This is a genomic window from Streptomyces tremellae (genome assembly GCF_039540215.1).
Taxonomy (GTDB): domain Bacteria; phylum Actinomycetota; class Actinomycetes; order Streptomycetales; family Streptomycetaceae; genus Streptomyces; species Streptomyces tremellae.
The window spans coordinates 256,556-279,584 of record NZ_BAABEP010000001.1; the positions used below are offsets into that span (position 1 = coordinate 256,556).

At 70.6% G+C, this 23,029-nt stretch carries 14 protein-coding genes and 2 pseudogenes; 5 read left to right on the forward strand and 11 right to left on the reverse strand.

Going from position 1 to position 23,029, the window contains the following annotated elements; genetic code table 11:
- Positions 1–77: 77 nt before the first annotated feature.
- From ABEA77_RS01185 to ABEA77_RS01215, 7 genes and pseudogenes are all read right to left on the reverse strand, one after another.
- Positions 78–1,100, reverse strand: coding sequence for a M24 family metallopeptidase (locus tag ABEA77_RS01185; protein ID WP_345639959.1), 1,023 nt, complete (start codon positions 1,098–1,100; stop codon positions 78–80).
- A gap of 56 nt (positions 1,101–1,156) precedes the next feature.
- Entirely contained in the window at positions 1,157–2,482 is a 1,326-nt protein-coding gene (locus tag ABEA77_RS01190) for an MFS transporter (RefSeq protein WP_345639961.1), read from the reverse strand.
- A gap of 301 nt (positions 2,483–2,783) precedes the next feature.
- The gene (locus ABEA77_RS01195) at positions 2,784–4,004 is read right to left on the reverse strand and encodes an aminotransferase class I/II-fold pyridoxal phosphate-dependent enzyme (protein WP_345639963.1); all 1,221 of its coding nucleotides are present in this window, start codon (positions 4,002–4,004) and stop codon (positions 2,784–2,786) included.
- Positions 4,005–4,060: 56 nt separating this feature from the next.
- On the reverse strand, positions 4,061–5,032 hold the full coding sequence (locus tag ABEA77_RS01200; protein ID WP_345639965.1) for a 5-oxoprolinase subunit C family protein: 972 nt from the start codon (positions 5,030–5,032) through the stop codon (positions 4,061–4,063).
- The gene (locus ABEA77_RS01205) at positions 5,025–5,744 is read right to left on the reverse strand and encodes a 5-oxoprolinase subunit B family protein (protein ID WP_345639967.1); all 720 of its coding nucleotides are present in this window, start codon (positions 5,742–5,744) and stop codon (positions 5,025–5,027) included. The genes ABEA77_RS01200 and ABEA77_RS01205 overlap by 8 nt, the downstream gene beginning before the upstream one ends.
- 8 nt (positions 5,745–5,752) lie before the next feature.
- Positions 5,753–6,532 (reverse strand): LamB/YcsF family protein, encoded by a 780-nt coding sequence (locus tag ABEA77_RS01210; RefSeq protein ID WP_345639969.1) that lies wholly within the window; start codon positions 6,530–6,532, stop codon positions 5,753–5,755.
- Between the two features lie 213 nt (positions 6,533–6,745).
- Positions 6,746–7,111 (reverse strand): annotated as a pseudogene (locus ABEA77_RS01215) (transposase); the annotation flags it as partial.
- A gap of 603 nt (positions 7,112–7,714) precedes the next feature.
- Here ABEA77_RS01215 and ABEA77_RS01220 point away from each other — a divergent pair.
- On the forward strand, positions 7,715–8,041 hold the full coding sequence (locus tag ABEA77_RS01220) for a polymorphic toxin-type HINT domain-containing protein (protein WP_345639971.1): 327 nt from the start codon (positions 7,715–7,717) through the stop codon (positions 8,039–8,041).
- Here ABEA77_RS01220 and ABEA77_RS01225 read toward each other — a convergent pair.
- The 4 genes and pseudogenes from ABEA77_RS01225 to ABEA77_RS01240 form a co-directional block, all read right to left on the reverse strand.
- Entirely contained in the window at positions 8,001–8,615 is a 615-nt protein-coding gene (locus ABEA77_RS01225; protein WP_345639973.1) for an IS3 family transposase, read from the reverse strand. The two genes, ABEA77_RS01220 and ABEA77_RS01225, sit on opposite strands and share 41 nt — an antisense overlap.
- Positions 8,612–8,848, reverse strand: coding sequence for an IS3 family transposase (locus tag ABEA77_RS01230; protein WP_345639975.1), 237 nt, complete (start codon positions 8,846–8,848; stop codon positions 8,612–8,614). The genes ABEA77_RS01225 and ABEA77_RS01230 overlap by 4 nt, the downstream gene beginning before the upstream one ends.
- A gap of 106 nt (positions 8,849–8,954) precedes the next feature.
- Positions 8,955–9,263 (reverse strand): transposase, encoded by a 309-nt coding sequence (locus ABEA77_RS01235; RefSeq protein ID WP_345639976.1) that lies wholly within the window; start codon positions 9,261–9,263, stop codon positions 8,955–8,957.
- A gap of 72 nt (positions 9,264–9,335) precedes the next feature.
- Positions 9,336–9,542: pseudogene (locus tag ABEA77_RS01240) on the reverse strand (transposase); the annotation flags it as partial.
- A gap of 1,070 nt (positions 9,543–10,612) precedes the next feature.
- Here ABEA77_RS01240 and ABEA77_RS01245 point away from each other — a divergent pair.
- The 4 genes from ABEA77_RS01245 to ABEA77_RS01260 all read left to right on the forward strand — a co-directional run bounded on the left by ABEA77_RS01245 (position 10,613) and on the right by ABEA77_RS01260 (position 23,009).
- Complete coding sequence (locus ABEA77_RS01245; protein ID WP_345639978.1) at positions 10,613–18,787, forward strand: amino acid adenylation domain-containing protein; 8,175 nt, start codon at positions 10,613–10,615, stop codon at positions 18,785–18,787.
- The gene (locus ABEA77_RS01250; protein WP_345639979.1) at positions 18,784–20,484 is read left to right on the forward strand and encodes a thioester reductase domain-containing protein; all 1,701 of its coding nucleotides are present in this window, start codon (positions 18,784–18,786) and stop codon (positions 20,482–20,484) included. The genes ABEA77_RS01245 and ABEA77_RS01250 overlap by 4 nt, the downstream gene beginning before the upstream one ends.
- Before the next feature lie 120 nt (positions 20,485–20,604).
- Positions 20,605–21,696 (forward strand): cytochrome P450, encoded by a 1,092-nt coding sequence (locus ABEA77_RS01255; RefSeq protein WP_345639981.1) that lies wholly within the window; start codon positions 20,605–20,607, stop codon positions 21,694–21,696.
- A 47-nt stretch (positions 21,697–21,743) separates the two neighbouring features.
- The gene (locus ABEA77_RS01260) at positions 21,744–23,009 is read left to right on the forward strand and encodes an acyltransferase domain-containing protein (protein ID WP_345639983.1); all 1,266 of its coding nucleotides are present in this window, start codon (positions 21,744–21,746) and stop codon (positions 23,007–23,009) included.
- The last annotated feature ends 20 nt before the right edge of the window (positions 23,010–23,029 follow it).

A 23,029-nucleotide genomic window follows, 5' to 3' on the forward strand; every position in this document is an offset into this window, starting at 1 on the left:
GTGTACCTCCTACGGTTCGCACGGCCGGTACGGCCGTTTCCGTCCGCGCGGACGTGCCGGCGCGACGGCTCGGTGGGTCAGTGGAGTTCGACGAGTCGCAACGGCGTGCGTGCCTGCGCCCTTGCGCCCGAGCCGGTCACCACAACGGTCTCGGCTAGTTCGACGGCGCCCCCTTCCGGCACCTGCGCCGCCGTCCTGACGCCCAGCACCATGCCCGGTTCTGCGACCAGGTCGCTCCCGCAGGCGAGCGGCAGGGACGCCCCGCCGCCGTGCATCGCCATGATCCGGCAGGTGGCGGGGGCTTCGCCGGCCACCCGCGCGAACGCGTCGAGGCCGTCGCGCAGCGGATCGCCGGGGCGCAGTGCCGCGAGCAGCGCGGCCGTCGCGGCGGCGCAGGTGTCGCCCGCGGTGCGCAGCGGGCCGTCCGGCCTGCTGAGCACGGCAGTGGCGGCTGCATATCCGACGGCCCCGTCGCACAGCGGGTGGAGCACGTAGCGCACCGGGTCCGCGGCGGTGAGCCGGGCCGTGGCGGGGTCGTGGCCGCGCACGGTGACCAGGTCGGAGCCGGCCGCCCCGGTCGCGCCGCAGGGGTCGTACCAGCCGAGCAGGCCGCCGGCCCTGCGAACCGAGCGGTCGACGTTGCCGGAGAGCTCCCGTACGTCCATGCCGACGTGCAGGTGGTCCATGACGGCGGTGTAGCCGACGGCGGTGAGTTCGGCCGCGGCCGCGAACGCGCGCAGTTCCGCGGGATCGTGACTCGCGAGCTCGGCGAAGACCAGGTCGCCCGCGTCCACGAGGCTCAGGCCGGGGCTCCCGGGGAGTGGGAGTGCCGGTTCCCGCGAACCGGTCTCCGTGCCCACCGAGCCGCGGGTGACCCCGGCCGCCCGCAGCAGGGCGCCGAGTTCCCCGGGGTACGGCCCGCTCGTGACCGCGACCGTGCCCTCGGTGGTGAGCAGGACGGCGGAACCTGGTTCTGCTCCCAGGATGTAGCCGCGGCCGCCGGGCGAAGTCAGCAGCAGGGCCGTGAGACCTGCCGCGTCCAGCCTGGCGCGCAGCCTGTCGAGCCGGGCTCCGGCCTTGCGGGTGGTGGCTTTCGCCACGGGAACCACCGTCCTTTCGGGGGTGCGGGAGGGCGGGGGCCGTACCGCGGGGGGAATCAGCGCTTGAGGGGGGAGAAGGCCGTCTCCTGGATGCGCAGTGCGGCGAATCCGGCGACGGCCGAGGTCAGGACCAGGTAGATCGCGGGGATCCAGCTGCTGCCGGTCGCGGCGATGAGGGAGGAGACCAGCAGCGGGGCGGCGCCGCCGAAGAGAGCGGTGCCGGCGTTGTAGCCGACGCCGTAGGCGACGGTGCGCACACGGGTGGGGAACAGTTCGGCGAGCGTCACCTGCATCACGCCGTTGGTGCCGGCGAAGCACAGGGACATCAGGACGGCGCCGACGACCGCCAGGGTGAAGGAGCCCCGGGTCAGCAGCCAGTAGCAGGGGAACCCGATGACCACCATGCCGAAGGCCGAGGTGCTGAGCAGTTTCCTGCGCCCGAACCGGTCCGAGAGCCGTCCCGCGTACAGCACCGCGAACGTCCCGACGGCCAGCATGACGGCCGTGACCAGCAGGCCCTCCGTGGCCGAGAAGTGCATCTCGTCCTTCATGAACGACGGCATGTAGATGAAAAGGACGAAGTAGCCCGAGCTGTTGAGCAGCGGTAGCACGACGCACATCCCCATGGCTCGGAGGATCCCTGGGGACGTGAACGCCTCCCTGAGGGGGCTGACGGTCACCTCGCCCTCCTCCTCGGCCTCGGTGAACTCGGGCGACTCGTCGGCCAGCCGCCGTACGACGAGGCCGACCACACCGAGCGGCAGGGCGAGGAGGAACGGGAGCCGCCACCCCCACGCCTCCATGGACGAGGTGCTGAGCACGGCCGTCAGGAGCGCGGCGAACAGGGTGCCGAGGAGCATCGCGACGAAGGTGGCCGCGTTGGCGTAGCTGACCACCTGCCCGCGGCGCCCCTCCCCCGCGTGCTCGGCGAGGAAGGAGTTGCCGTTGCCCGGCTCGCCGCCCATCGCGAAACCCTGGACGAAGCGCAGCAGCACCAGGCCGACCGCCCCCCAGGCGCCCGCCGTCGCGTAGCTCGGGAGGAGGCCGACGAGACCCGTCGCCAGGGCCATCACGGTGATGAGCACCATCAGGACGCGCTTGCGCCCCATACGATCGCCCCACGACCCGGCGACGGCTGCGCCCACCGGCCGGAAGAAGAACGGGATCGCGAAGGCGGCAAAGGTCAGAAGGACACTGGTGGTAGGGGCACCGCTGGGGAAGAACACCACGGCGAGGGTGCCGGCCACGAAGCCGTAGACGGCGTTGTCGTACAGCTCGATGAAGACGCCGACGAGACCGCCGGCGATGGACACCTTCGTCGCCCTTGTGGCGGGCTCGGACGTTCGCGCGTGCGGCGGGGCGGTGGAGACCTTGCTGTTCACGGGCACTACCTTTCACGAAGGTGACGTCGTCGTCACCAGAAGGGCGACACCGGCCGACCGGTCGTCGAGACGGGTCGGGCCCGTGGCTCCCCGAGAGGTCCCCGGAGGCCGGCCGCGTGTTCGCGGCACAGCGGGTCTGCCGCTACAGAGCGGTTCACCGGCACCAGGAACTGTGGCTCGCCATTATTTCCTCGGCATTTCCGGCGGGTACACCCCGGCGCATGCCCAACTCGGCTTGCTATGCCGCCATAACGGAAACTAATTTCTCCCCGCCCGCCGAAGACGTGGCCACGGCGGTCTTTCAGCGGCGTAGCAGCGAAATCGAATGCGCGATACCCGCGACGGCTTCCCGTATGACGTCCTCGGACAGGGCGAAGCTGGCCCTGAAATGCCCGGGGCAGCCGTAAGAATCGCCCGTGATGACCACGACTCCCGAGGTGTCGAGGAGGTGTTCCGCAAGGTCGGTGTCCGAGGCCAGCACGGCGCCGGAGGGCGTCGTGGCGCCCATCAGCGCGGAGGTGTCCGTCCAGACGTAGATGCCGCCCTCGGGGACGGCCGGCCGCAGCCCTTCGACCGCGGCGAGGCCGGAGACCAACAGGTCCCGGCGCTTTCTGTAGATGCCGACGGTTCGGTCGATGAAGTCGCGCCCGCCGTCCAGCGCGGCCACGGCCGCTGCCTGGCTCACCGAGGACGGGCACGAGGAACTCTGCGACTGGAGTGTGCCGAGCGCGGAGCACAGCCGCGCCGAGCCGGCCGCGTAACCGATCCGCCAGCCCGTCATCGCGTACGCCTTGGACACGCCGTTGACGAGGAAGACCTGCTCCCGCAGGTCGGGGGCGACCGTCACCATGCTGGGGACGGCGTGCGCGCCGTAGTTGATCTCGTCGTAGATCTCGTCGCAGAGGACGGAGACGTGCGGATGGGCACGGAGGACGTCGGCCAGCGCGGCGAGTTCCTCCGCGCTGTAGACCGCGCCCGTGGGGTTGTTGGGCGAGTTCAGTACGAGCCACTTCGTGCGGGGGCCGATCGCGCGGCGCAGCCGGTCGGGGGTGATCTTGTACCCCTCCGCGGCCCCGGCCTCGACGACGACGGGCCGCCCGCCGTTCAGCGCGACCATGTCCGGATAGGAGACCCAGTAAGGAGCCGGGACGACGACCTCGTCGCCCTCGTCCAGCGTGGCCAAGAACGCCAGGAAGATGAGCTGCTTGGCACCTCCGCCGAGGCAGATCTCGCCGTCGGCGTAGGACTGCCCGGTCTTGCGCAGCAGTCGCGAGACGATCGCCCGCCGCAGCGCGGGGGTGCCGTTCGCCGAGGTGTACTTGGTCTCACCCGCGCGGATCGCGGCGATCGCCGCGTCCTTCACGTGGTCGGGGGTGTCGAAGTCGGGCTCGCCGATGGTCAACGGGAGGACCGTGCGGCCCGCCGCCTGGAAGGCGCGCACCCGGTCCGCGACCCGGGAACTCGGCGACTCCTTGACCCACGACATCCGCTCTGCGAGAGCGGACGCTTCGGTGAGGGGCATGGCTGCTTCTCCTTCAGGGAGGGTGTGGGAAGCGGGAAGTGACACGGCGTGCGAGGTCAGCGGAGCGCTGCGAAGGCGGTGCGGGCGCGCAGCGCGATCCGGTCCACCAGCCGGCGCCGCTCCAGATAGGCCGCGGTCGCCGCAGCGGCGGTCGTCCTTCGAAAGCGGATCGGCTGCCCCGGTCTGAGCTGCGCCGCGCTGTCGAGGGCGCACGAGGTGAGCACCGCGAGCACCGGATAGCCCGCGGTCACGCCACGGCCGCGCATCAGCACCAGCAGTTCGTCGCCCTCGGGCGCCTCGATGGCCCCGACCGGCACTCCGCGGGAGAGCACCTCTCCGGTGGCCAAGCGCCGGGGCACGTGCCCCGCCACGCGCAGTCCGACATGGTTGATGCGCGGCGTGACCGTGTACGGCGCGTCGTAGAGCCGCTGGAGGCCGGGGCCGAACAGTGCGGCGTCCGGTCCGTCGATCACGTCGAGGACCGCGGGGACGCGGCCGACGTCGCGCGGCACGCCGAAGTCGAAAACGGTGGCGCCGAAAAGCCTGTTGACGAGCGGCGCGTGGGAGCGGAACAGGGGCAGGACGGTCCCGGGGACGACGTGGGTGCCGAACCCGATCATCGAGTCGGGTGCGACGCTGCCCATCAGCCGGGGCACGTCGAACGACCCGTGCACGGCCACGTAGGCACGCAGCCCCGCGTCGGAGATGCCGACCCGCACCGTCTCACCCGCGCGGATCGAGAGCGGCGCCCAGGCCGGGTACGGCCACCCGTCGACCGTGGGGTCGGCCGGCGCGCCGGTGACGGACATCAGGACATCGTGGCTCGGGCGGAGCGTGAGGCCGAAGCCGGTGGCCTCGATGAGAGGTGCCGTCGGGGCGTTGCCGACCAGCGCGTTCGCGGCGCGGGCCGCGAACTGGTCGAGCGCGCCGTTGGCGGCGAGTCCGCGCGCCGGACCCTCGACCCTGCCGAGGTCGGTGACCACGCAGGCCGCCGCCGACTCGACGCGCAGTTCGGGGCGGTCAGCCATCGGCCCTGTACCGCATCGGGGTGCCGCGCAGGCGCGCGTAGGCGACCTCGTCGATCGGCAGGAACCGCACCCGGTCGCCGGGGCGGTACGGAACGACGGTGTCCGCGTCGGGGTCGGCACGCAGGATGTCGAGAGGCGTACGTCCGATCTGCCGCCAGCCGCTCGGCGCGGCGACGGGGCCGATGACGGCCTGGAGACCCGCCACCGACACCGCGCCCGGCGGGACCTGGAGCCGCGGAGTCGCAAGCCGCGGGACAGGCGTACCGAAGGGGGGTCCGTCCATCATGGCGGACGCGGCCGGGCCGCCGAGGCACCGGATGAGGCGTTCCTCGGAGCAGAGGAGGCCGACCACCTCGTCGGCCGTCCTGCCGACCACCTCGGCGACCCAGTCGAGATCGGGCCCGGCCTCACCGCCGAACAGCACCGGCACGTCCAGGACGGCACCGGTGGTGGCGCCCAGGTCGCCGTCCGCGGAGTCCCAGGACCTGATGCGCGAGGCGATCGCCTCGCCCGCCGCGTGGTACGGATCGAACTCGACGAGCACGGCGTCGTAGGTGGGGACGGCCGTCACCGAGGGGTGGATCGCGCCGCGGTTGAGCCATCTCGCGAGCCGGTGCACGGCCGTCCACACCCGGTCGGTGTCGGTGCCTTCAAGCGTGACGCGCAGCGCGGCGTCGCCGCACGGCGCGATGGCGACCGTGGTCGCCGGCATGGTGTCCCTCATGCGGCCCGCGCGCCCAGTACCTCGTCGAGCGGCGCGAGGCCGACTCCGGCGGCCCGCAGCTCGTCGCGGATGCGCGCGGCGAGTTCGAGCGCGGCGGGGCCGTCACCGTGCAGTTGCACGCAGTCGGTGCGCACCGGGATGTCGGCACCGCTGCGGCTGGTGACGACGCCTTCGGTGACCATCCGCACGGTGCGGCGGGTGACCTCCTCAGGATCGTGCAGCACGGCTCCCGGCTCGGAGCGCGACACCAGGGTGCCGTCGTCCTCGTAGGCTCGGTCGGCGATACCCACCATGGCCATGCGCAGGCCGCGTTCACGGGCCACGGCCGCCATCTCGCCCTCCTGCATGAGGATGACGAGCGAGGGGTCGAACGCCTCGACCGCGTCGGCGACGGCCTCGGCGTAGTCCCGCCGGGTGACCACGAGGTTGCCGAGGCGTCCGTGCGGTGCCAGGTGCCCGACACGGGTGCCGTGCGCGCGGGTGAAAGCGGAGAGCGCGCCGATCTGGTAGAGCACGTCGGTGCGCACCTCGTCGGGGGTCAGGTCCATCGCGCGGCGCCCGAAGCCGACCAGGTCGGGGAAGCTGGGGTGCGCGCCGACGCCCACCCCGCGCTCCACACAGGCGCGTACGGTCGCGTCCATGACCCGCGGGTCGCCCGCATGGAATCCGCAGGCCACGTTGGCCGAAGTCAGCAGTTTCAGCAGTTCGTCATCGTTGCCCATGGTGTAGGACCCGAAACTCTCGCCGAGATCGGCGACCAGATCGACGACAGGCACAGTGAGGCTCCTTTCCTGCCGGGCGAAACGGCAGGACCGCCTCCGGCTCTCGCGTCGACACCCCTGACGGGGAACGCGTCGAGGTCAGACGCTAAGCCGGACAGGGCCGGGCCAGAAGGACACATCACGAAGCCGCATGGCCGCATAGGCGTTCACGATGGAAGCACCCTCGGAGCCGGACTCTCTTCCCCAGGCGTCCAAGGCTCCCTGGGGCCTGTCTGACAAAGGGTCTTGGGCGGGTTCGCGGAGCCAGAGGATGAGGGCGGCCAGATGGACTCCGGCACGGTAGCGGCCGGCGAGTTTGGCGAAGCGGGTGGCGATCGCCCTGGACTGCTTGAGACGGCCGAAGCAGCGTTCGACGACATTGCGGGCTTTGTAGAGCCCGCGGTCGAAGGCGGGAGGTCGGCCGCCCGCCCGGCCGCTCCGCAGGCGGTTGGCCTTTTGGTCGGCACGCTGGGCTTCTTCCAGCAGCCGGGCCCAGGTCCCGTCCGCTTCCCAGCGGGCGAACCGCTCGTCAATGGTTTGCCACGGCCCGTACCGTTCCGGCAGGTCACGCCACGGAGCACCCGTCCGTAACCGCACCCGCGGCGACGGCAGCCTGCCCAAGGGAGGCAACCCCACCGGCGGTGGTACGGCGTCCGGCTACGCGGGTTGCGAGGGCGGCGGCTCCACCACGCACAACAGCTGCAACTGGTCCTGTTCCCTCGGGAACACGGTGAAGCACTGGGGCGCGTCGGCGTGGCACGCCACCAAGAAGACGTACCACTACGTGACACAACACCCGGTCATGGCGGGCGCAGTCGCGGGCGGCGTGGTCGTGGGGACCGCGTGTGTCGTGGGGACGGCAGGATTCTGCGGATTCGGGGTCGGCGCCGCTGCGGGGGCCGTTGAAGCCGGCGGTGCGGTCGTCGGCGGGGAGGTTGCCGCCGCGGGAGGCGCGGAAGTGCTCGCGGTCGGGGCCGCCGACACTTCCGCGGCGGCAGCGGAGGGGGCAGCCGACACGGCCGCCGCTGCCTCGCAGGGGAGGCGGCCGACGCGGAGGCCACGGCGACCGCTTCGAGCGCCGCCGGCTCGGCCGCCGACGCCGAGGCCACGACATCCGAGGGATCGGCCGACGGCTCGCAACGGGCGGCCGAGTCCGAGTCCGGGGTATGCAGCTTCGCACCCACCACGGCCGTCCTCATGGCCGCGGGCAAGACCAAGGCGATCTCCAAGATCAAGCCGGGTGACAAGGTCGAGGCGGCCGACCCGGACACGGGCAAGCACAAAGGTCCGCGCACGGTCGAGGCCCGCTGGGTCAACCACGACCACGACCTGCTGGACGTCACCGTCAAGCAGCCCTCCGGCCGCCCGGCGACCCTGCACACCACGTCGAACCACCCCTTCTGGAACGCCACGACGCACACCTGGACCCCGGCCGGCGACCTCAAGCCAGGTGGCAGCCTCACGACGAACAAATCGGCGAAGGTCATCCTCCTTGAGGTTCCCCCGGTGTGCGGGAGGTGCTGACTAGCTGGTCAGGGTGGGTCGACGGGTGTTCAGGTTCGCTGGTTCGTGCCGTCGCCTGGTCGGCGTAGCGCTTTTCCTCGAACCCGATGGGGCTGAGGTAGCCGAGCCGTTTCTGGATGCGCCGGCTGTTGTAGAAGCCGTCGATGTACTCGAAGAGCGCCAGATTCGCCTCGGCTCTCGTGGCGAAGACACGTCCGCGGACGCATTCGGCCTTGATCAGCATCCACAAGTTCTCGGCGAGAGCGTTATCGTACGAGTCCCCGACCGACCCCGTGGAAGCCTCAACTCCAGCACGCATCAGCCGCGTTGTGAGCTTCACGGACGTGTATTGACAGCCATGGTCCGCGTGATGAATCAGCCGGCCGGGCTCGACCTCCCGGCTGGCCAGCGCGTATTCCAGCGAGGACGGGACCAGGTCCGCGTCTGCGCGGGCGGAGGTTTCCCAGACCGCCACGCGCCGGGAGAACACATCGCGGATCGCGGAGAGCCACAGCGGCCCCTCACTGGTGGCAATCATCGTGAGGCCGGTGATCCATAGGCGGTTGGGTGCGGGCGCGGTGAAGTCTCGATTCACCAGGTCCGGGCCGCAGTGGCCTTCGGATCCCGGCGCGTGAAGCCGCTGCGGCGCGGGCTGATCCCGGCGAGGTCGGCCTCGCGCATCAACCGCTCGACCCGTTTGCGGCCCACGTGGAGGCCCTCGCGTTTGAGGGCGGCGTGCACGCGCGGCGAGCCGTAGATACCGCCGGACTCGGTGTGGATCTCCCGGATCTGTTCGGTGAGTTCGGCGTCCGGCAGAGCCGTTCGCACGGTTCCTTCGCCGCGTGGCGCCAGCGGTAGAAGGTGGAGGAGGCGATGTGCAGTTCCCGGAGGGTGGGCTCGACATCCAGGTGCGGATGCCCGGTGCAGAGCGCCCTCACCTGGGCCGGGTCGGGTCGAGCTGCGCGGCGAAAAGAGCGGAGGCCGTCCGCAGGATCTCGTTAGCCCGCTTGAGCTGGTCGTTCTCCTTGCGCAGGGCCGCGAGCTCCTCACGCTCGACACTGGTCGGCCGGTCATCACGCTCACCGGCATCGGCCTCGGCCTGGCGGATCCAGCCGCGCAGGGCCTCGGGATGCACCCCGAGATCGGTGGCCAGCCGCTTGATCTGCGACTTCGGACCGGCCGTGCGGTACTCCCGTACCGCGCGATCACGCAACTCCTGCGGATATTTCCTCGGTGCAGCCATGGTCAGAGTTCCTCTCATGAGACCCATCTGACCCGCTGTCACCACCCTCCACATCTCGGGGGAACCTCACACGGTCGGCTTCGACGCCCCGAAGCACGGCGGCAGGGCCCGCCAGGCGCAGCCACTGACCAGCACGTAGATGATCGCAGCGAAAACCGCCTCATCATCGGTGTTCGCGACCCCACCGCCCTGCGGACGCACCCACGCCGGCGGCAGCAGCGGCCTCGCGATCTCCCACAGGCCATCCGGAACAATCCATCCCCACCGCCCACTCCCCATGCCCAGCACAACTGCCAACTGACCATGCAGGGCCCGGTCTGAGGAGTGAGGGCAGCGTTGGGTGAGCCGCGAGACTGCCCGCACTCGCCAGGGGCAGACCAGACGACCCCACCACAGCCGACCAGACCCATCCCCCCACTTCGTGACAATCCCGTCCCATCAACTCAGACACCGCGCATAAACAAATTGCCCACAAACACACACATGATAGCCCCAACTCCATCGAGTCCTATCAGATCAGTGACAATCACATCAAGTACATGATTCGAGCCAAGAAGGGCGATGAAGGCACGCCAGACGGGTGCGGTGGAATGCTGGCGCTGCCCACATGTATGCCGACCGCTAAACCGGAACGCAGGGGGTCGTGCGCACCCCTGGGGCCCTCCCTCGATTCCGCGGCGCTTGCCGGAAGGCGGAACAAGCCGGAGAGCCACCGGGGCTCACGACGACTACGACCACCCGTGAACATGTGGGCCATGGTCACGCCGACGGTGCGACTCCGCCCACGGCGGATGCCTCATGACGGAACCCAAGCCCGTGTTGCTGTTCCGCAGGCTTCCGGAACCGGAATCCAGCGAGCAGCACGGGGCTGCGGCGGGTGATTCGGGGTGGCCGTTGATGACTTTGCGTGCCCAGTTCCATGCGAAGCGTTACAGACTTTTGGATTGAATGTGCCGTTTTGCAGGTCCTTTGGTAAAGGAATAATCGGCTCAGTGCACGTGTCGCGTAAAGATTTAGGGTCCTGGGCTGTGGCCTGTTTGAGATGACGCCCGTTGACTTCTTCGGCTTTCGTCGGTGGCATTGGTTCGGGCGTCGGGGCCGCCACATTGCCCCTTGCGCCAGTAGCCAGGCAGTTTCGCCGACAGGCGCTCAAAGGGGGATCAGGTATGCACGGGGGCCAGGAGTAGACGTCTTCATCGGCAGGAACGCGCGGGGCGCGGCTGCCGTTCAGTTCGCTGATTCCGCGTGACCTGGCGTGATGCCGTGGCGCGGTCGGACGCACCGCGCGCTCTGTCAGAGCCACGCCGGTGCACCCACCTTCCGGAACACGTAAGACGGAGAGAATTCTCGTGACTGACCCTGTCCGGCGCCTGCCCCTGTCCGCGGCGCAGCATGATGTCTGGATAGCGCACCAGCTTGATTCCGGAGGGAATCTGCACAACTGCGGTGGGTACGTCGAACTGCCCGGTGAGATTGATGAGAAGAACCTGGCCGAGGCGGTCCGGCAGGCCGTCGAGGAGACCGACGCGCTGCGGGTGCGGTTCGTCGTCGACCCGGACGACCGCCCCTGGCAGGAGCTCAGGGAGGCCGCCGACGCGCACATGGACCTGCGGGTACGTGACTTCAGCGGGGAGAGCGACCCGCGCGCCGCCGCAGAAGCATGGGCGAGGAGGGATCTCGCTGCCCCCATCGACGTGCTGGCCGGTCCTCTGGTCACGCACACTCTGCTGCGCCTCGCGCCGGACCACCACCTGTTCCACCTGCGGTACCACCACATCGTGCTCGACGGCTACGGTCAGGTGCTGTATTGGCGCCGCCTGGCCCACCTCTACACGGCCTTGTGCCAAGGCACGGAGGCCAGACCGAGGACCGCCGCCGGGCTGGTCGAACTGCTCGACGATGAGCACGAGTACCAGAGGTCGGCCGCACACGAGGGCGACCGGGCCCACTGGCTGGAGCACATCGCCGACTGGCCCGACCAGGTGACGCTCGGCGATGTCCACGCCGGAACGGCAGGTCCCGCTGCCCGCTTCCGGCCGCCGGTGTCCGTGCACGGGGTGGGGGCGACCGCAGTCGCGTACCGCACCCACTGGCCGGTGGTGGCCCTTGCGGCCACCGCGGCCTACCTGTTCCGGGTCACGCAGCAGTCCGACATCGCCCTGGGGATGCCGGTGCGGGCCCGGACCACGCGCACTGCCCTGACCACACCCGGCATGCTGGCCAACATCCTGCCGCTGCGGCTGACGGTCACCGCCGACCTGACCGTCCGGGAACTCGTGCGGCACGTGACGGAGCGCGTCGCCGACCTGTTGCGCCACCAGAGATTCCGCGGCGAGGAGCTCTACCGTGAACTGCGGCGCGCCCAGGGGGTGCAGAGCGCGCCCGGTATCGTCGCCAACGCCATCCCCTTCGACGGCGACATCGAGTTCAACGGTGTGTCCGGGAGCGTGCACCAGCTCTCCTCCGGGCCCGTGCGCGACCTGTCCTTCGAGTTCTTCGGCGGCACCGACGGCTCGGACGTGCGGGTCTCCCTCGACCCCCGCCCCGGGCTGCACGACTCCGCAGTCCTCGCCGCTCACCGCGAGCGGTTCACGGCTTTCCTGGACGCCCTCGCCGACGTGGACCCGCAGACCCCCGTCGGCGGGCTCCCCCTCCTCACGGCGGAGGAGCGGCAGGAAACCGCAGTCGGCGACCGAGTGCAGGCACCGGCCTACGACCTGGGTCAGCCGCTGCACCGCCTCGTCGAGGAGCAGGCCGGGCGGACACCCGACGCCGTCGCGGTGGAGACCGAGGACACCTCGCTGACCTACCGCGAGCTGGTCGTTCAGGCCCACGCCCTCGCCGCGCATTTGCGGGCCCGCGGCGTCGTGGACGGCGATGTCGTCGGTGTGCACGACGAGCGTTCTCCCGAACTGGTCGTCGGACTGCTGGCCGTGCTCGCGGCGGGGGCCGCCTATCTGCCCCTCGACCCGGAACTGCCCGCATCGCGGCTCCGTTTCCAGATCGAGGACTCCGGTGCCCGGCACGTGCTGACGCGCTCCGCTTTCGCGGCCGGGCCCGCCTCGCACGGGGCCGAGACCATCGCCGTGGACACGGTGCTGCCCACCCTGGCGGCACCGGCGAGCCCGGTGCCACAGACGTCCGGGCCCGAGAGCATCGCCTATGTCATCTACACGTCGGGTTCCACCGGCCGTCCCAAAGGTGTCGCCGTCCCCCACCGCGGCGTCGTGAACCGGCTCCTGTGGATGCAGGACGCATACCGGCTCACCGCGGAGGACCGTGTCCTGCAGAAGACGCCCTTCGCCTTCGACGTGTCGGTGTGGGAGTTCTTCTGGCCACTGCTCAACGGGGCTGTACTGCATCTGGCCGCTCCTGGCACCCACCGGGACCCGCGGGCCCTGGCGCGGACCATCGACAGGCACCGCGTCACCACCGTGCACTTCGTGCCGTCCATGCTCGACCTTTTCCTTTCCGAGCCCGCCGCCCGTGAACTGCCCACCTTGCGGCAGGTGATGTGCAGTGGTGAAGTGCTGCGCCCAGAGACCGTCGGGCGCTTCTTCGGACTGTACGGCGGCCGCGACAGCGCGCCGGAGCTGTACAACCTCTACGGCCCGACCGAGGCATCCATCGATGTCACCCACTGGCGCTGCACCCCCGGGGACGCGTCGCGGCCCGTGCCGATCGGCCGTCCCGTCGCAAACACCCGCCTGTACGTTCTGGACCGCCAAGGGCAGCCGCTCCCGGACGGTGTGGCCGGTGAGCTGCACATCGGCGGCGTCCAGGTCGCGGCCGGGTACCTCAACCGGCCGGAGCTCACCGCTGCGAGCTTCGTCCCCGACCCCTTCGCGGCCGGCACCCTCTACAAGACCGGCGACCTAGCCGTGCGGCGGCAGGACGGCGTTTTCCTGTACCGCGGCCGTCTCGACCACCAGGTCAAGGTGCACGGCCTCCGTATCGAGCCCGGCGAGATCGAATCGGTGCTTCTCACCCACCCGAACATCGAGCGGGCGGTGGTGACCGCGCCCCAGGGACCTGACGGGGAGAGACAGCTGGTGGCCCACGTGGTTCCCGTGGGCGAGGTCGCGGACGCGGAGCTTCTCGCCCTACTGCACGAGAAGCTGCCCGCCTCCATGGCACCCGCCCACTTCGTCACTCTGGCAGCCCTTCCGCTCCTGCCCAACGGCAAGCTGGACCGCAAGGCGCTCCCGCTGCTCCAGGCACCCGCCGAACCCGCGCTCGTCGCGCCCGCCACCGATCAGGAGCGGCTGCTGCACACTGCGTGGTGCACGGTCCTCGGACTCGACCAGATCAGCGTCGAGGCGTCCTTCTTCACTATCGGCGGCGACTCCATGCACGCCATCCGGGTGCGGACCGAAACCGAGCGGCACGGGCACACCTTCACGGTCTCCGACCTTTTCCAGGGCCCCTCGATACGCGAACTCGCCCGTCACATAGGCCCGGTGGAGGCTCCACAGAGGCACGGTGCGCCCTTCGGACTGTTGACCGAAGCGGACCGGGCGCTGCTCCCGAACGGCCTCGACGACGCGTATCCGCTCAGTGCCATGCAGGCCGGCATGCTGTACCACGCGGCCTACGCCGATGACTCCTCGGTGTACCGCGTGGTCACCAGCGTCCGGGTGACGCGCCCGCTCGACCTGGACACCCTGCGCACCGCGATCGACGACACCACGCGCCGCCACCCCTCCCTGCGCTGCTCCTTCGACCTCGCCCGCTACTCCGAGCCGCTCCAGCTCGTCCACCGCGAGGTCACCGTTCCCGTCGAGGAGGGCGAGGACCTCGGCCCCCTCGGCGAGGAGGCGCGCCGCGACGCCCTCACCAAGTGGGTCGAGCGTGCCAAGTTCACCCGTTTCGACGTCGAGGCGGCGCCCCTACTGAAATTCGTGGCCCATCCCTGCGGTGACGACTCCTTCGAACTGTCCGTGATCGAGCACCACGTCGTCCTCGATGGGTGGAGCGACATGCGGATGCTGGAGGAGATCGTCGACCACTACGCCGCCCGGCTCACCGGTGCCTCTCTCGACCTGCCGGACGTCGCCTCGCTCTATCGCGACTTCGTCGCCGCCGAACGTGCCGCACTCGCCGACGAGGAGTCCCGCGCCTACTGGAGCGAACTGCTGGGCGGCGACACGCCCACCCGGCTGCCTGTCCGCGCCACCGCGGGCGGCGGGCGCCCCGGCGGCGAGCCGACCGCTCACCGCCGCTACGACGTGCCGGTGAGCGGCGAGACCTCCCTTGCACTGCGGACGCTCGCTCGCCACGAGGGGCTGCCCCTCAAATCGCTCCTTACGACCGCGCACCTGGCCGTGATGCGTCTGGTCAGCGGCGACGACGAGGTGCTCACCGGCGTGGTGGCCAACGCCCGCCTCGAAGAGGCTGGCGGTGACGAGACCATCGGGGTGTTCCTCAACACGCTGCCGCTGCGGCTCGACCTGGCCACGGAAACGCTCGTCGGCACCGCGCACCGGGTCTTCGACCACGAACGCGCCTCGGCCCCGCACCGCCGGTACCCCTTCGCGCAGATGGAGCAGGACACCGGCGGGGGCCCGCACCTGGACGCGTACGTCAATTTCATGGACTTCCACGCTCGGCGCCACCGCGGCGAGGGGACGCCGATGTCCGTCACCGTGGGCATCGCGGAGACGAACTACCCGCTCGCGGCCAACTTCATGATCGACCCAGCAGCGGGGGACCTCCAGCTGTGGTTGGACTGCGACGTGGCCGCCCTCCCGGAAGACGTCTGCGACCACCTCGCCGGCTACTACCGCCGTGCCCTGGCCGCGGTCGCCGAGCAGCCCGCCCGGCGTCTCGTCGACGCGGATCTGCTGGGGCCGGACGAGCACGCCCGGCTGGAGCAGTGGAACGAGACCACGGTCGCCTACGACCAGCAGGCCACCATCCACGCCCAGTTCGAGCAGCAGGTCGTGGACCGCCCTGACGCGGTGGCCGTGGCCCACCGGTTCGAACAGGTCACCTACCGGGACCTGGATGCCCGCGCCAATCAGCTCGCGCACCACCTGCGCGCCCGGGGCGTCGGCCGCGGCGATCTGGTGGGCGTCAGCCTGCGGCGCGGAACCGACCTGGTGGCCGCCCTCCTTGCCGTCATGAAAGCCGGCGCCGCCTACGTGCCGATGGATCCGTCGTTCCCCCGCGGCCGACTGGAGAACATCGCCGCCGACGCCGGCATCAGCTGCCTCGTCAAGGGTCCCGGCGCCCCTGACTCCATCGCCGCGCCACAGGTCATCGACCTCACGGGGGACTCTGAGGAGATCGCCGCACAACCCGTCACCCCGCCGGGCACACCGGTCGGGGGCGACGACACCGCGTATGTCATCTACACCTCGGGCTCCACGGGCAAGCCCAAGGGAACCGCTCTGCGTCACCGCAACGCCGTCAACTTCTTCACCGGTATGGACCGCCGGATCGGCTGCGGACCCAGCGATGTCGTACTCGCGGTGACCAGTGTGTCCTTCGACATCTCCGTTTTGGAACTCCTGTGGCCGCTGGCCCGAGGGGCCAAGGTGGTCGTGGCCGGTGAACGCGTCATCGGCAACCTGGTGCGCCGCCAAGCAGAGCCGCAGCGCCCCACCGGTTTCAGCCTGTTCTTCTTCGCCGCCTCCGCGGGTTCCTCCAACCGCGACGGCTACCAGCTAGTCCTGGACGCGGCCCGGTTCGCAGACCGGCACGGCTTTGAGGCGGTGTGGACCCCCGAACGGCACTTCCACGCTTTCGGCGGCCTCTACCCCAACCCGTCCGTGATGTCGGCGGCACTCGCCACCGCCACCGAACGCATCGCGCTCCGCTGCGGCAGTGTCGTCGCTCCCCTGCACGACACGGTGCGCATCGCCGAGGAGTGGTCGCTCGTCGACAACCTCTCCGGCGGGCGGACCGGCCTGGCCTTCGCCGCCGGCTGGAACTCCAACGACTTCGTACTGCGCCCGGAGAACTTCCCCCACCGCAAGGAGGTCATGACCGAGCAGCTGGAGGAATTCCGGAGGCTGTGGCGCGGCGGATCCGTACGGCGCACCGGCGGGAGCGGCCAGAGCGTCGACGTGCGGATCTTCCCGGCGCCGGTGCAGGAGGAGCCCCCCGTCTGGCTCACCTCGGTCGGCACCGTGGCCACGTTCGAGAAGGCCGGCGCCTCAGGCGCCAACCTGCTGACACACCTGTTCGGTCAGAGCACTGAGGAACTCGCCGGGAAGATCGGCGCATACCGGACGGCCCGCGCGGACGCCGGACACGACGGTCCGGGCCAGGTCACCGTCATGGTGCACACCTTCATGTCGGACGACACCGAGGACGCACGGGCTCAGGCCCGCGAACCGTTCCGCGCGTACCTGCGCAGTTCCACCGAACTGTGGCGCACACTCTTCGCCGCCACGGGGCAGGACCTGCCCGAGATGGGTGCCGAGGAACAGATCGACGCCGTCATCGACATGGCGATCGACCGCTACTTCGAGACATCGGGCCTGTTCGGGTCGCCGGACAGCTGCGCCGGGCTGGTGCGCGAACTGTCCGCCGCCGGAGTGGACGAGGTGGCCTGCCTGGTCGACTTCGGCGTCGCCCCTGACGCCGTACTCACGTCCCTGACCTGGGTGGACCGGCTCCGCGACGCGCACGAGGAAGAAGTCGCCGAGAGCGCCCACTCGCTGTCCGACCTGTGCGAGCGGCACGGTGTGACCCTGCTCCAGGGCACCCCGTCGCTGCTCACCGCGGTCGCGGCGGAGCCCGACGCCCTCGGCGCGCTGCGCTCGCTACGCTCCCTCCTCGTCGGCGGTGAGGCCTTTCCGTCGGGACTCGCGCAGCGCCTGCTCGACGCCCTGCCCGAGGTGCGTGTCTTCAACATGTACGGGCCCACCGAGACCACCATCTGGTCGACGGCGCACCCCCTGGACGCCACGCTCGACGGACACCCCGACACCATCCCCATCGGCCGTCCGATCGCCAACACGCAGGTCCGCGTCGTCGACGGGCGGGGCCGGCCACTGCCGGCCGGCGTCGCTGGTGAGCTGTGGATCGGCGGCGACGGCGTGGCGGCGGGGTACATCGGCCGTCCCGAGCTGACCGCCGAGCGGTTCGTGCCGGAGCCCGACGGAAGCGGCCGCTTCTACCGCACCGGGGACCGAGCCCGGTGGCGCCCGGACGGCAGCCTGGAATTCCTCGGCCGGGTGGACCGCCAGGTCAAGATCCTCGGGCACCGGGTGGAACCGGACGAGGTGGAGAGTGTGCTCTCCCGCCACACCCAGCTCGACGCGGTGGCCGTCACCGCCGTCGAGACCCACCACGGCACCGAGCTGGTCGCCTACGTCTCACCCGCCGGCTCCCTCTCCGACACAGCGGTCCAGGACGCCCACGTCCAGCGCTGGGGAGAGGTCTGGGAGAGCGCGTACACCACCCCGCCGGATGACGACGGCGGTGCGGAGTTCGCCGGCTGGCTCTCCAGCTACACCGGGGAGCCGATCCCCCTGCCCGAGATGCGCGAGTGGCTTGGCCACACCGTCGACCGGATCCGCGCGCTGCGGCCCCGGGCCGTCGCCGACATCGGTGTGGGCGTGGGCCTCGTTCTGCGTTCGCTCGCCCCCGAGGTCGACGCCTACCACGGAGTGGACCTGTCCGCGGCGGCGCTCACAGCCGCCGCTGCCAGCCTCGGCGGACCGCTGCCCGGCCACGTACGGCTGCGGCAGTCCGGACCCGAATACCTTGCCACGCTGGAACCCGGTAGTCTCGACACCGTCGTCATCAACTCGGTGGCGCAGTACTTCCCCGGCACCGACTACCTGCGGAACGTGCTCACGGACGCAGTACGCGCCGTGCGGCCGGGCGGTGCCGTGTTCGTCGGCGACGTGCGCTCCGTGGAGATGCTCCCGGAATTCCACACCGCCGTACAACTGCACCGCACCTCGCCTCTGCAGACCGCCGAGGAGTTGCGTGCCGCGATAGGACGGCAGCTCCAGGAGGAGCGGGAGCTGTGCCTGTCCCCCGCCTTCTTCCACCGGCTCGCGGAAGACCTGGACGGGATCATCGAGGTCCGTGCCGAGCTGAAGCGCGGGTCCTACGACAACGAACTGTCCCTATTCCGCTACGACGTGACCCTCTTCGTTGGCGGGGACGAGGGCGGGGGACGGCGCCCCGGGGAGTGCCTGGCGTGGGACGAACTCGACGGGGGCCTCGACGCCGTGCGGGCCCGGCTGGCGTCCGGCGACGACGGTCTGCAGGTGACCGGCCTCCCCAACCGGCGCCTCACACAGGTCTCGTCGGCCGTGCGGGCCCTGGCGGAACTCGACGGCGCGGCCACGGCCTGGGACCTGGACCGGGTGCTGTGGGAGCTGGACCAGGACCCGGGCGTTCACCCCGAGGAACTGCACGGCCTCGCCGCCGAGGCGGGACTTGAGGTGCGGACGCTAGTGGGGCGGGCCGGGCGGCTCGACACCTTCGACGCGGTGTTCACCAGGCCCGCGGGCAGCCAGGACAGCCAGACCCACGACGACCGCGAGGACACGGTATGAGCACCAGCCGGCAACTGGCCAACGACCCTCTCACCTCCGCCTGGGCGGCCGGGCTGCGCTCGTCGCTGCGCGCCTACGCCCGGCACCATCTGCCCGACGCGATGGTCCCCGCCCACTTCGTGGTGCTGCCCGACCTGCCCAAGCTGCCCAACGGCAAGGTGGACCGCGGGGCTCTGCCCCCGCTGACCGCCGAAGAGAGTCCCGAGACCGCCTACGTGGCTCCGCGTACGGCGGTGGAGACACAGCTCGCCCGGATCTGGCAGGATCTGCTCGGCATCGCGAAGGTCGGGGTGGAGACCGACTTCTTCGACCTGGGCGGGGACTCCCTGACAGTGCTGCAGATGGCCGCGCAGGTACGAGAGGTCTACGACGTCCGCCTCGACCTGCGGCGCATGTTCGAAGACCCCACCGTCGCCCAACTCGCCCGGATGGTGAGCTCACAGGCCGACCCGGCTGTCACCGGCGCGGGCAACCCGCGCGGTGTCGGAGCCGAGGTGATGCTCGCCGACGCCGTACTCCCTGCGGACATCACACCCGAGGAGGGCGCGCTTCCCGCCACCCGGGGCCCGTACCGCCACGTCCTGCTGACCGGCGGCACCGGCTACACCGGCGCGTTCCTGCTGCGGGAGCTCCTGGACCGGTCCGCGGCGATCGTGCACGTCGTGGTGCGCGCGGACGGGGCCGCGCAGGCGGCCGAGCGGGTGGGGCAGAATCTCGCCGAGTACGGGCTGCTGCGCGACGGGGACATGGACCGCATCGCGGGCGTTCCCGGCGACACCGGCCGCCCCTACCTCGGGATGACCAGGGCCGCTTACGCCGGGCTCGCCGCCGACGTGGAGCTGATCATCCACAACGCCGCCATCTCCAGCTGGATCGTGCCGTACCCGAAGATCAAGCCGGTCAACGTGTTCGGGGCCAGAGAGGTGCTGCGACTGGCCTGCCGCTCCCGGATCAAAGCCGTGCACTTCGTCTCCACCATCGGTGTCTACCCCGGTCATCCCGGCGAGCAGACGTGGGGGGAGGGCCCGCTGACCGAGACGGAACACGTGGTCGGCGGCTACCGCCAGTCCAAGTGGGTGGCCGACACCCTGATGCTCCAGGCACGCGCACGAGGCGTGCCGGCGCACGTGTACCGCCTCGGTGCCGTCACCGGCTCCCAGGCGACCGGCGCCTGTTCGTCCGACACCTTCATCAACCACCTGATCAAGGGCTGCATCCAGCTCGGCGCGTACCTCGACCTTGACCTCTTCCTCGACCTGGTGCCCGTCGACTACTGCGCCGCCGCGGTCGCCCACATCGCCCTGGGCGGAGGCAGCGAACAGGCGGTCTTCAACGTGCCGAGCGCCCGCTCCACCGCCATGACCGACATCTTCGAGCTCATCACCGGCTACGGCTACCGGCTGCGCCGGCTCGACTACAGCGACTGGTACCGGGAGCTGGCTGCCGCGGTGGAGCGCGGCGAGGACAACGAACTCGCCGTGTATCTGCCGCTGTTCGGTAAGGACGAGCCGGCCGAAGAGGTCGGCTACGAGGGCAGCAGGCCGGTGTTCGCCACCGATCACCTGCGTTCCGCGCTGGCCGATTCCGGCATCAGCTGCAAGCCCGTGGACCGCGAGCTGTTCGACCTCTACCTCGACCATTTCGTCAGCACCGGCTTCCTGCCTGCGCCCGACGCGGCACACCGCCAGATCCCGTAGTCCGAATAAGTGGAGACCACTTCGATGACCACAGCACCCGCCTTCCCGCTGGCGCGCAGACATCCCCTCGACCCCCCGCCGCGGTATCGTGAACTAGCCGCTCAGCAACCGGTGTTCCAAGTGCGTACCCCTCGCGGGGAGCTCGTGTGGGTGGTGACCCGGCACGAGGACGCCCGCGCCGTTCTCACGGACCTGCGGTTCAGCTCCGACCCGAGGACGCCCGGTTATCCGTCCTACATATCGGGCGACACACCGATCCCGCCGGGCTTCTTCCTCAACCAGGACGCGCCCGACCACACCCGGCTGCGCCGCCTGGTGACGCGGGAGTTCCTGATCACGCAGATGGAGGCCAAGCGGCCCCGGATGAAGGCCATCCTCGACGACCTCCTCGAAGCCATGGTCGCGCGCGGCAACTCGGCCGACCTGGTGCGCGAGCTCGCCTTCCCGATGGCGGCCACCGTCATGTGCGAGCTGCTGGACGTGCCGTACGAGGACCACCACATCTTCGTGACGCTCACCGACGTCATCCTCGACCGCAGCAGCACCCCGGAGCAGGCGGGCAACGCCGCCCGCGACCTCATGGCCTACTTCGACGAGGTGGTCACGGCGCGGGAGCAGCGGCCCACCGACGACATGCTCGGCCGGCTCGTCGCGCACGAGGAGGCAGACCGGCTCAGCCACGACGAGTTCGTGGGGCTTGCCGCGCTGCTGATGCTCTCCGGTTACGACACCATGGCCCAGATGATCGGCCTCGGCACGGCCACTCTCCTCGAACACCCAGCGCAGCTGGCCGACCTCAGGGCTGACCCGTCGCTCTATCCGCAGGCCATCGAGGAACTGCTGCGCTACCTGTCCATCAACCACGCGGGGCTGCCGCGTGCCGCGACCGAGGACCTCACTCTCTCCGGTCAGCGCATCAGGGCCGGCGACGGGCTCCTCGTGATGATCAACGAGGCCAACCGCGACGCCACGGTCTTCGAGGAGCCCGACACCTTCGACATCCACCGCAAGGACCCGCAGGCACACGTCGCCTTCGGACACGGCTTCCACAAGTGCATCGGCCTGACACTGGCCAGGGTCGAACTGAGTACCGTCTTCGCCGGACTCTTCGAGAAGGTGCCGACGCTCCGCCTGGACAGCTCCCTCGAAGACCTGCCGTTCCGTCACGACATGGTCCTCTACGGAGTGCGTGCGCTTCCCGTCACCTGGTGACCGACCGCGTTTCCCATCCCAGCCCGTTCTCCGACGAAGGACACACCATGCCGGTCAGCTCAGTCTTCCTCCTGCCGGGACAAGGGGGATACACCCCGGGCTTGTTCGCCGACGAGTATCCCAGCAACCCCCGGATCAGGGAGATCCTCGACACCGTCGACCGGGTGGCGGCCGAGTTCTCCCGCCCGGGGGTCACCACGCTGCTCACCCGCACCGACGCGCCCGATGCCGCGGAGCTGGTGCGCCAGGACCCCTTCGCGCTCCAACTGGCCGTGTTCGCGGCGGGGGCGGGCGGCTACCACCTCGCTGAGCGGCACGGCGCACCGGACGTCCTGGTCGGGCACAGCATGGGCGAGATCGCGGCGCTGACCGTCGCAGGGGCCTTCGACCTACCCGACGGGGCCCGCCTGACGGCCCACCGCGCCGAGGCCCTGGCCGCACACTGCCCGGCCGGGGGCATGCTGGCCCTGGAGCTCGCCGCCACCCGCACCGCCCACCTCGTCGGCGCGGTCGACGAACACGCGCTGGCGCTGGCGGTCACCAACGCCCCGCGCCAGACGGTGGTTTCCGGCCCCGCCCAGGCGCTGGCCGCCGTGCGGAAGGTGGCCTCCGCCCTTGATGTGCAGGCAACCCCGCTCAACGCCCCCTACCCCTTCCACGGTCCGATGCTCGCCGTGGCGGCGCAGCGCTTCGCCGCCGCCGTCACCGGGATACGGCAGCAGCCGCTGCGGCTGCGCGTGTTCTCGCCCGTCGCCGCCGGATACGTACACGACGACACGGACCTCAAGGCGCTTCTCGTCCGCCAGTTGACGGCACCGGTCGACTTCCTGGGTGCGGTGCGACACCTCCACGCCGACGGCGCGGAGCGGTTCGTTGAGTGCGGCAGGGCGGGTCTGTCGGGGCTGGTGCGGCGTACCGTGCCCTCGGTCACGACGGACAGCACTGTGCCGGGTGCGGCCTCCGCGCCGCGTCCGCCCGCCGAGTCGCCCGCGGCCGCCGAGCCGGTGCCGCAGCCCGTCACGGCCCCGGCCGCGGCGCCGGTCACAGCCCCGTTCGTAGATGCGGAGGAGGTGCTGCGGGAACTGCGGGAGCTGTACGCCTCGGCGCTGGAATACCCCGTAGAGGTGATCACCGCGGACGCGGACCTCGAGGCGGACCTCGGGATCGACTCCCTGAAACGGGCGGAAATGGTGGCGAAGGTGGCGGCCCACTTCGGGCTGGGCGAATCGGCGCAGGACGGCCGGTTCGTCGCCCAGTCCACTCTCGCGGACCTCGCCGGGCTCGTCGTCTCCGCCCAGACACACGCCCGCTGATGCGCCGGCACGGGAGTCCA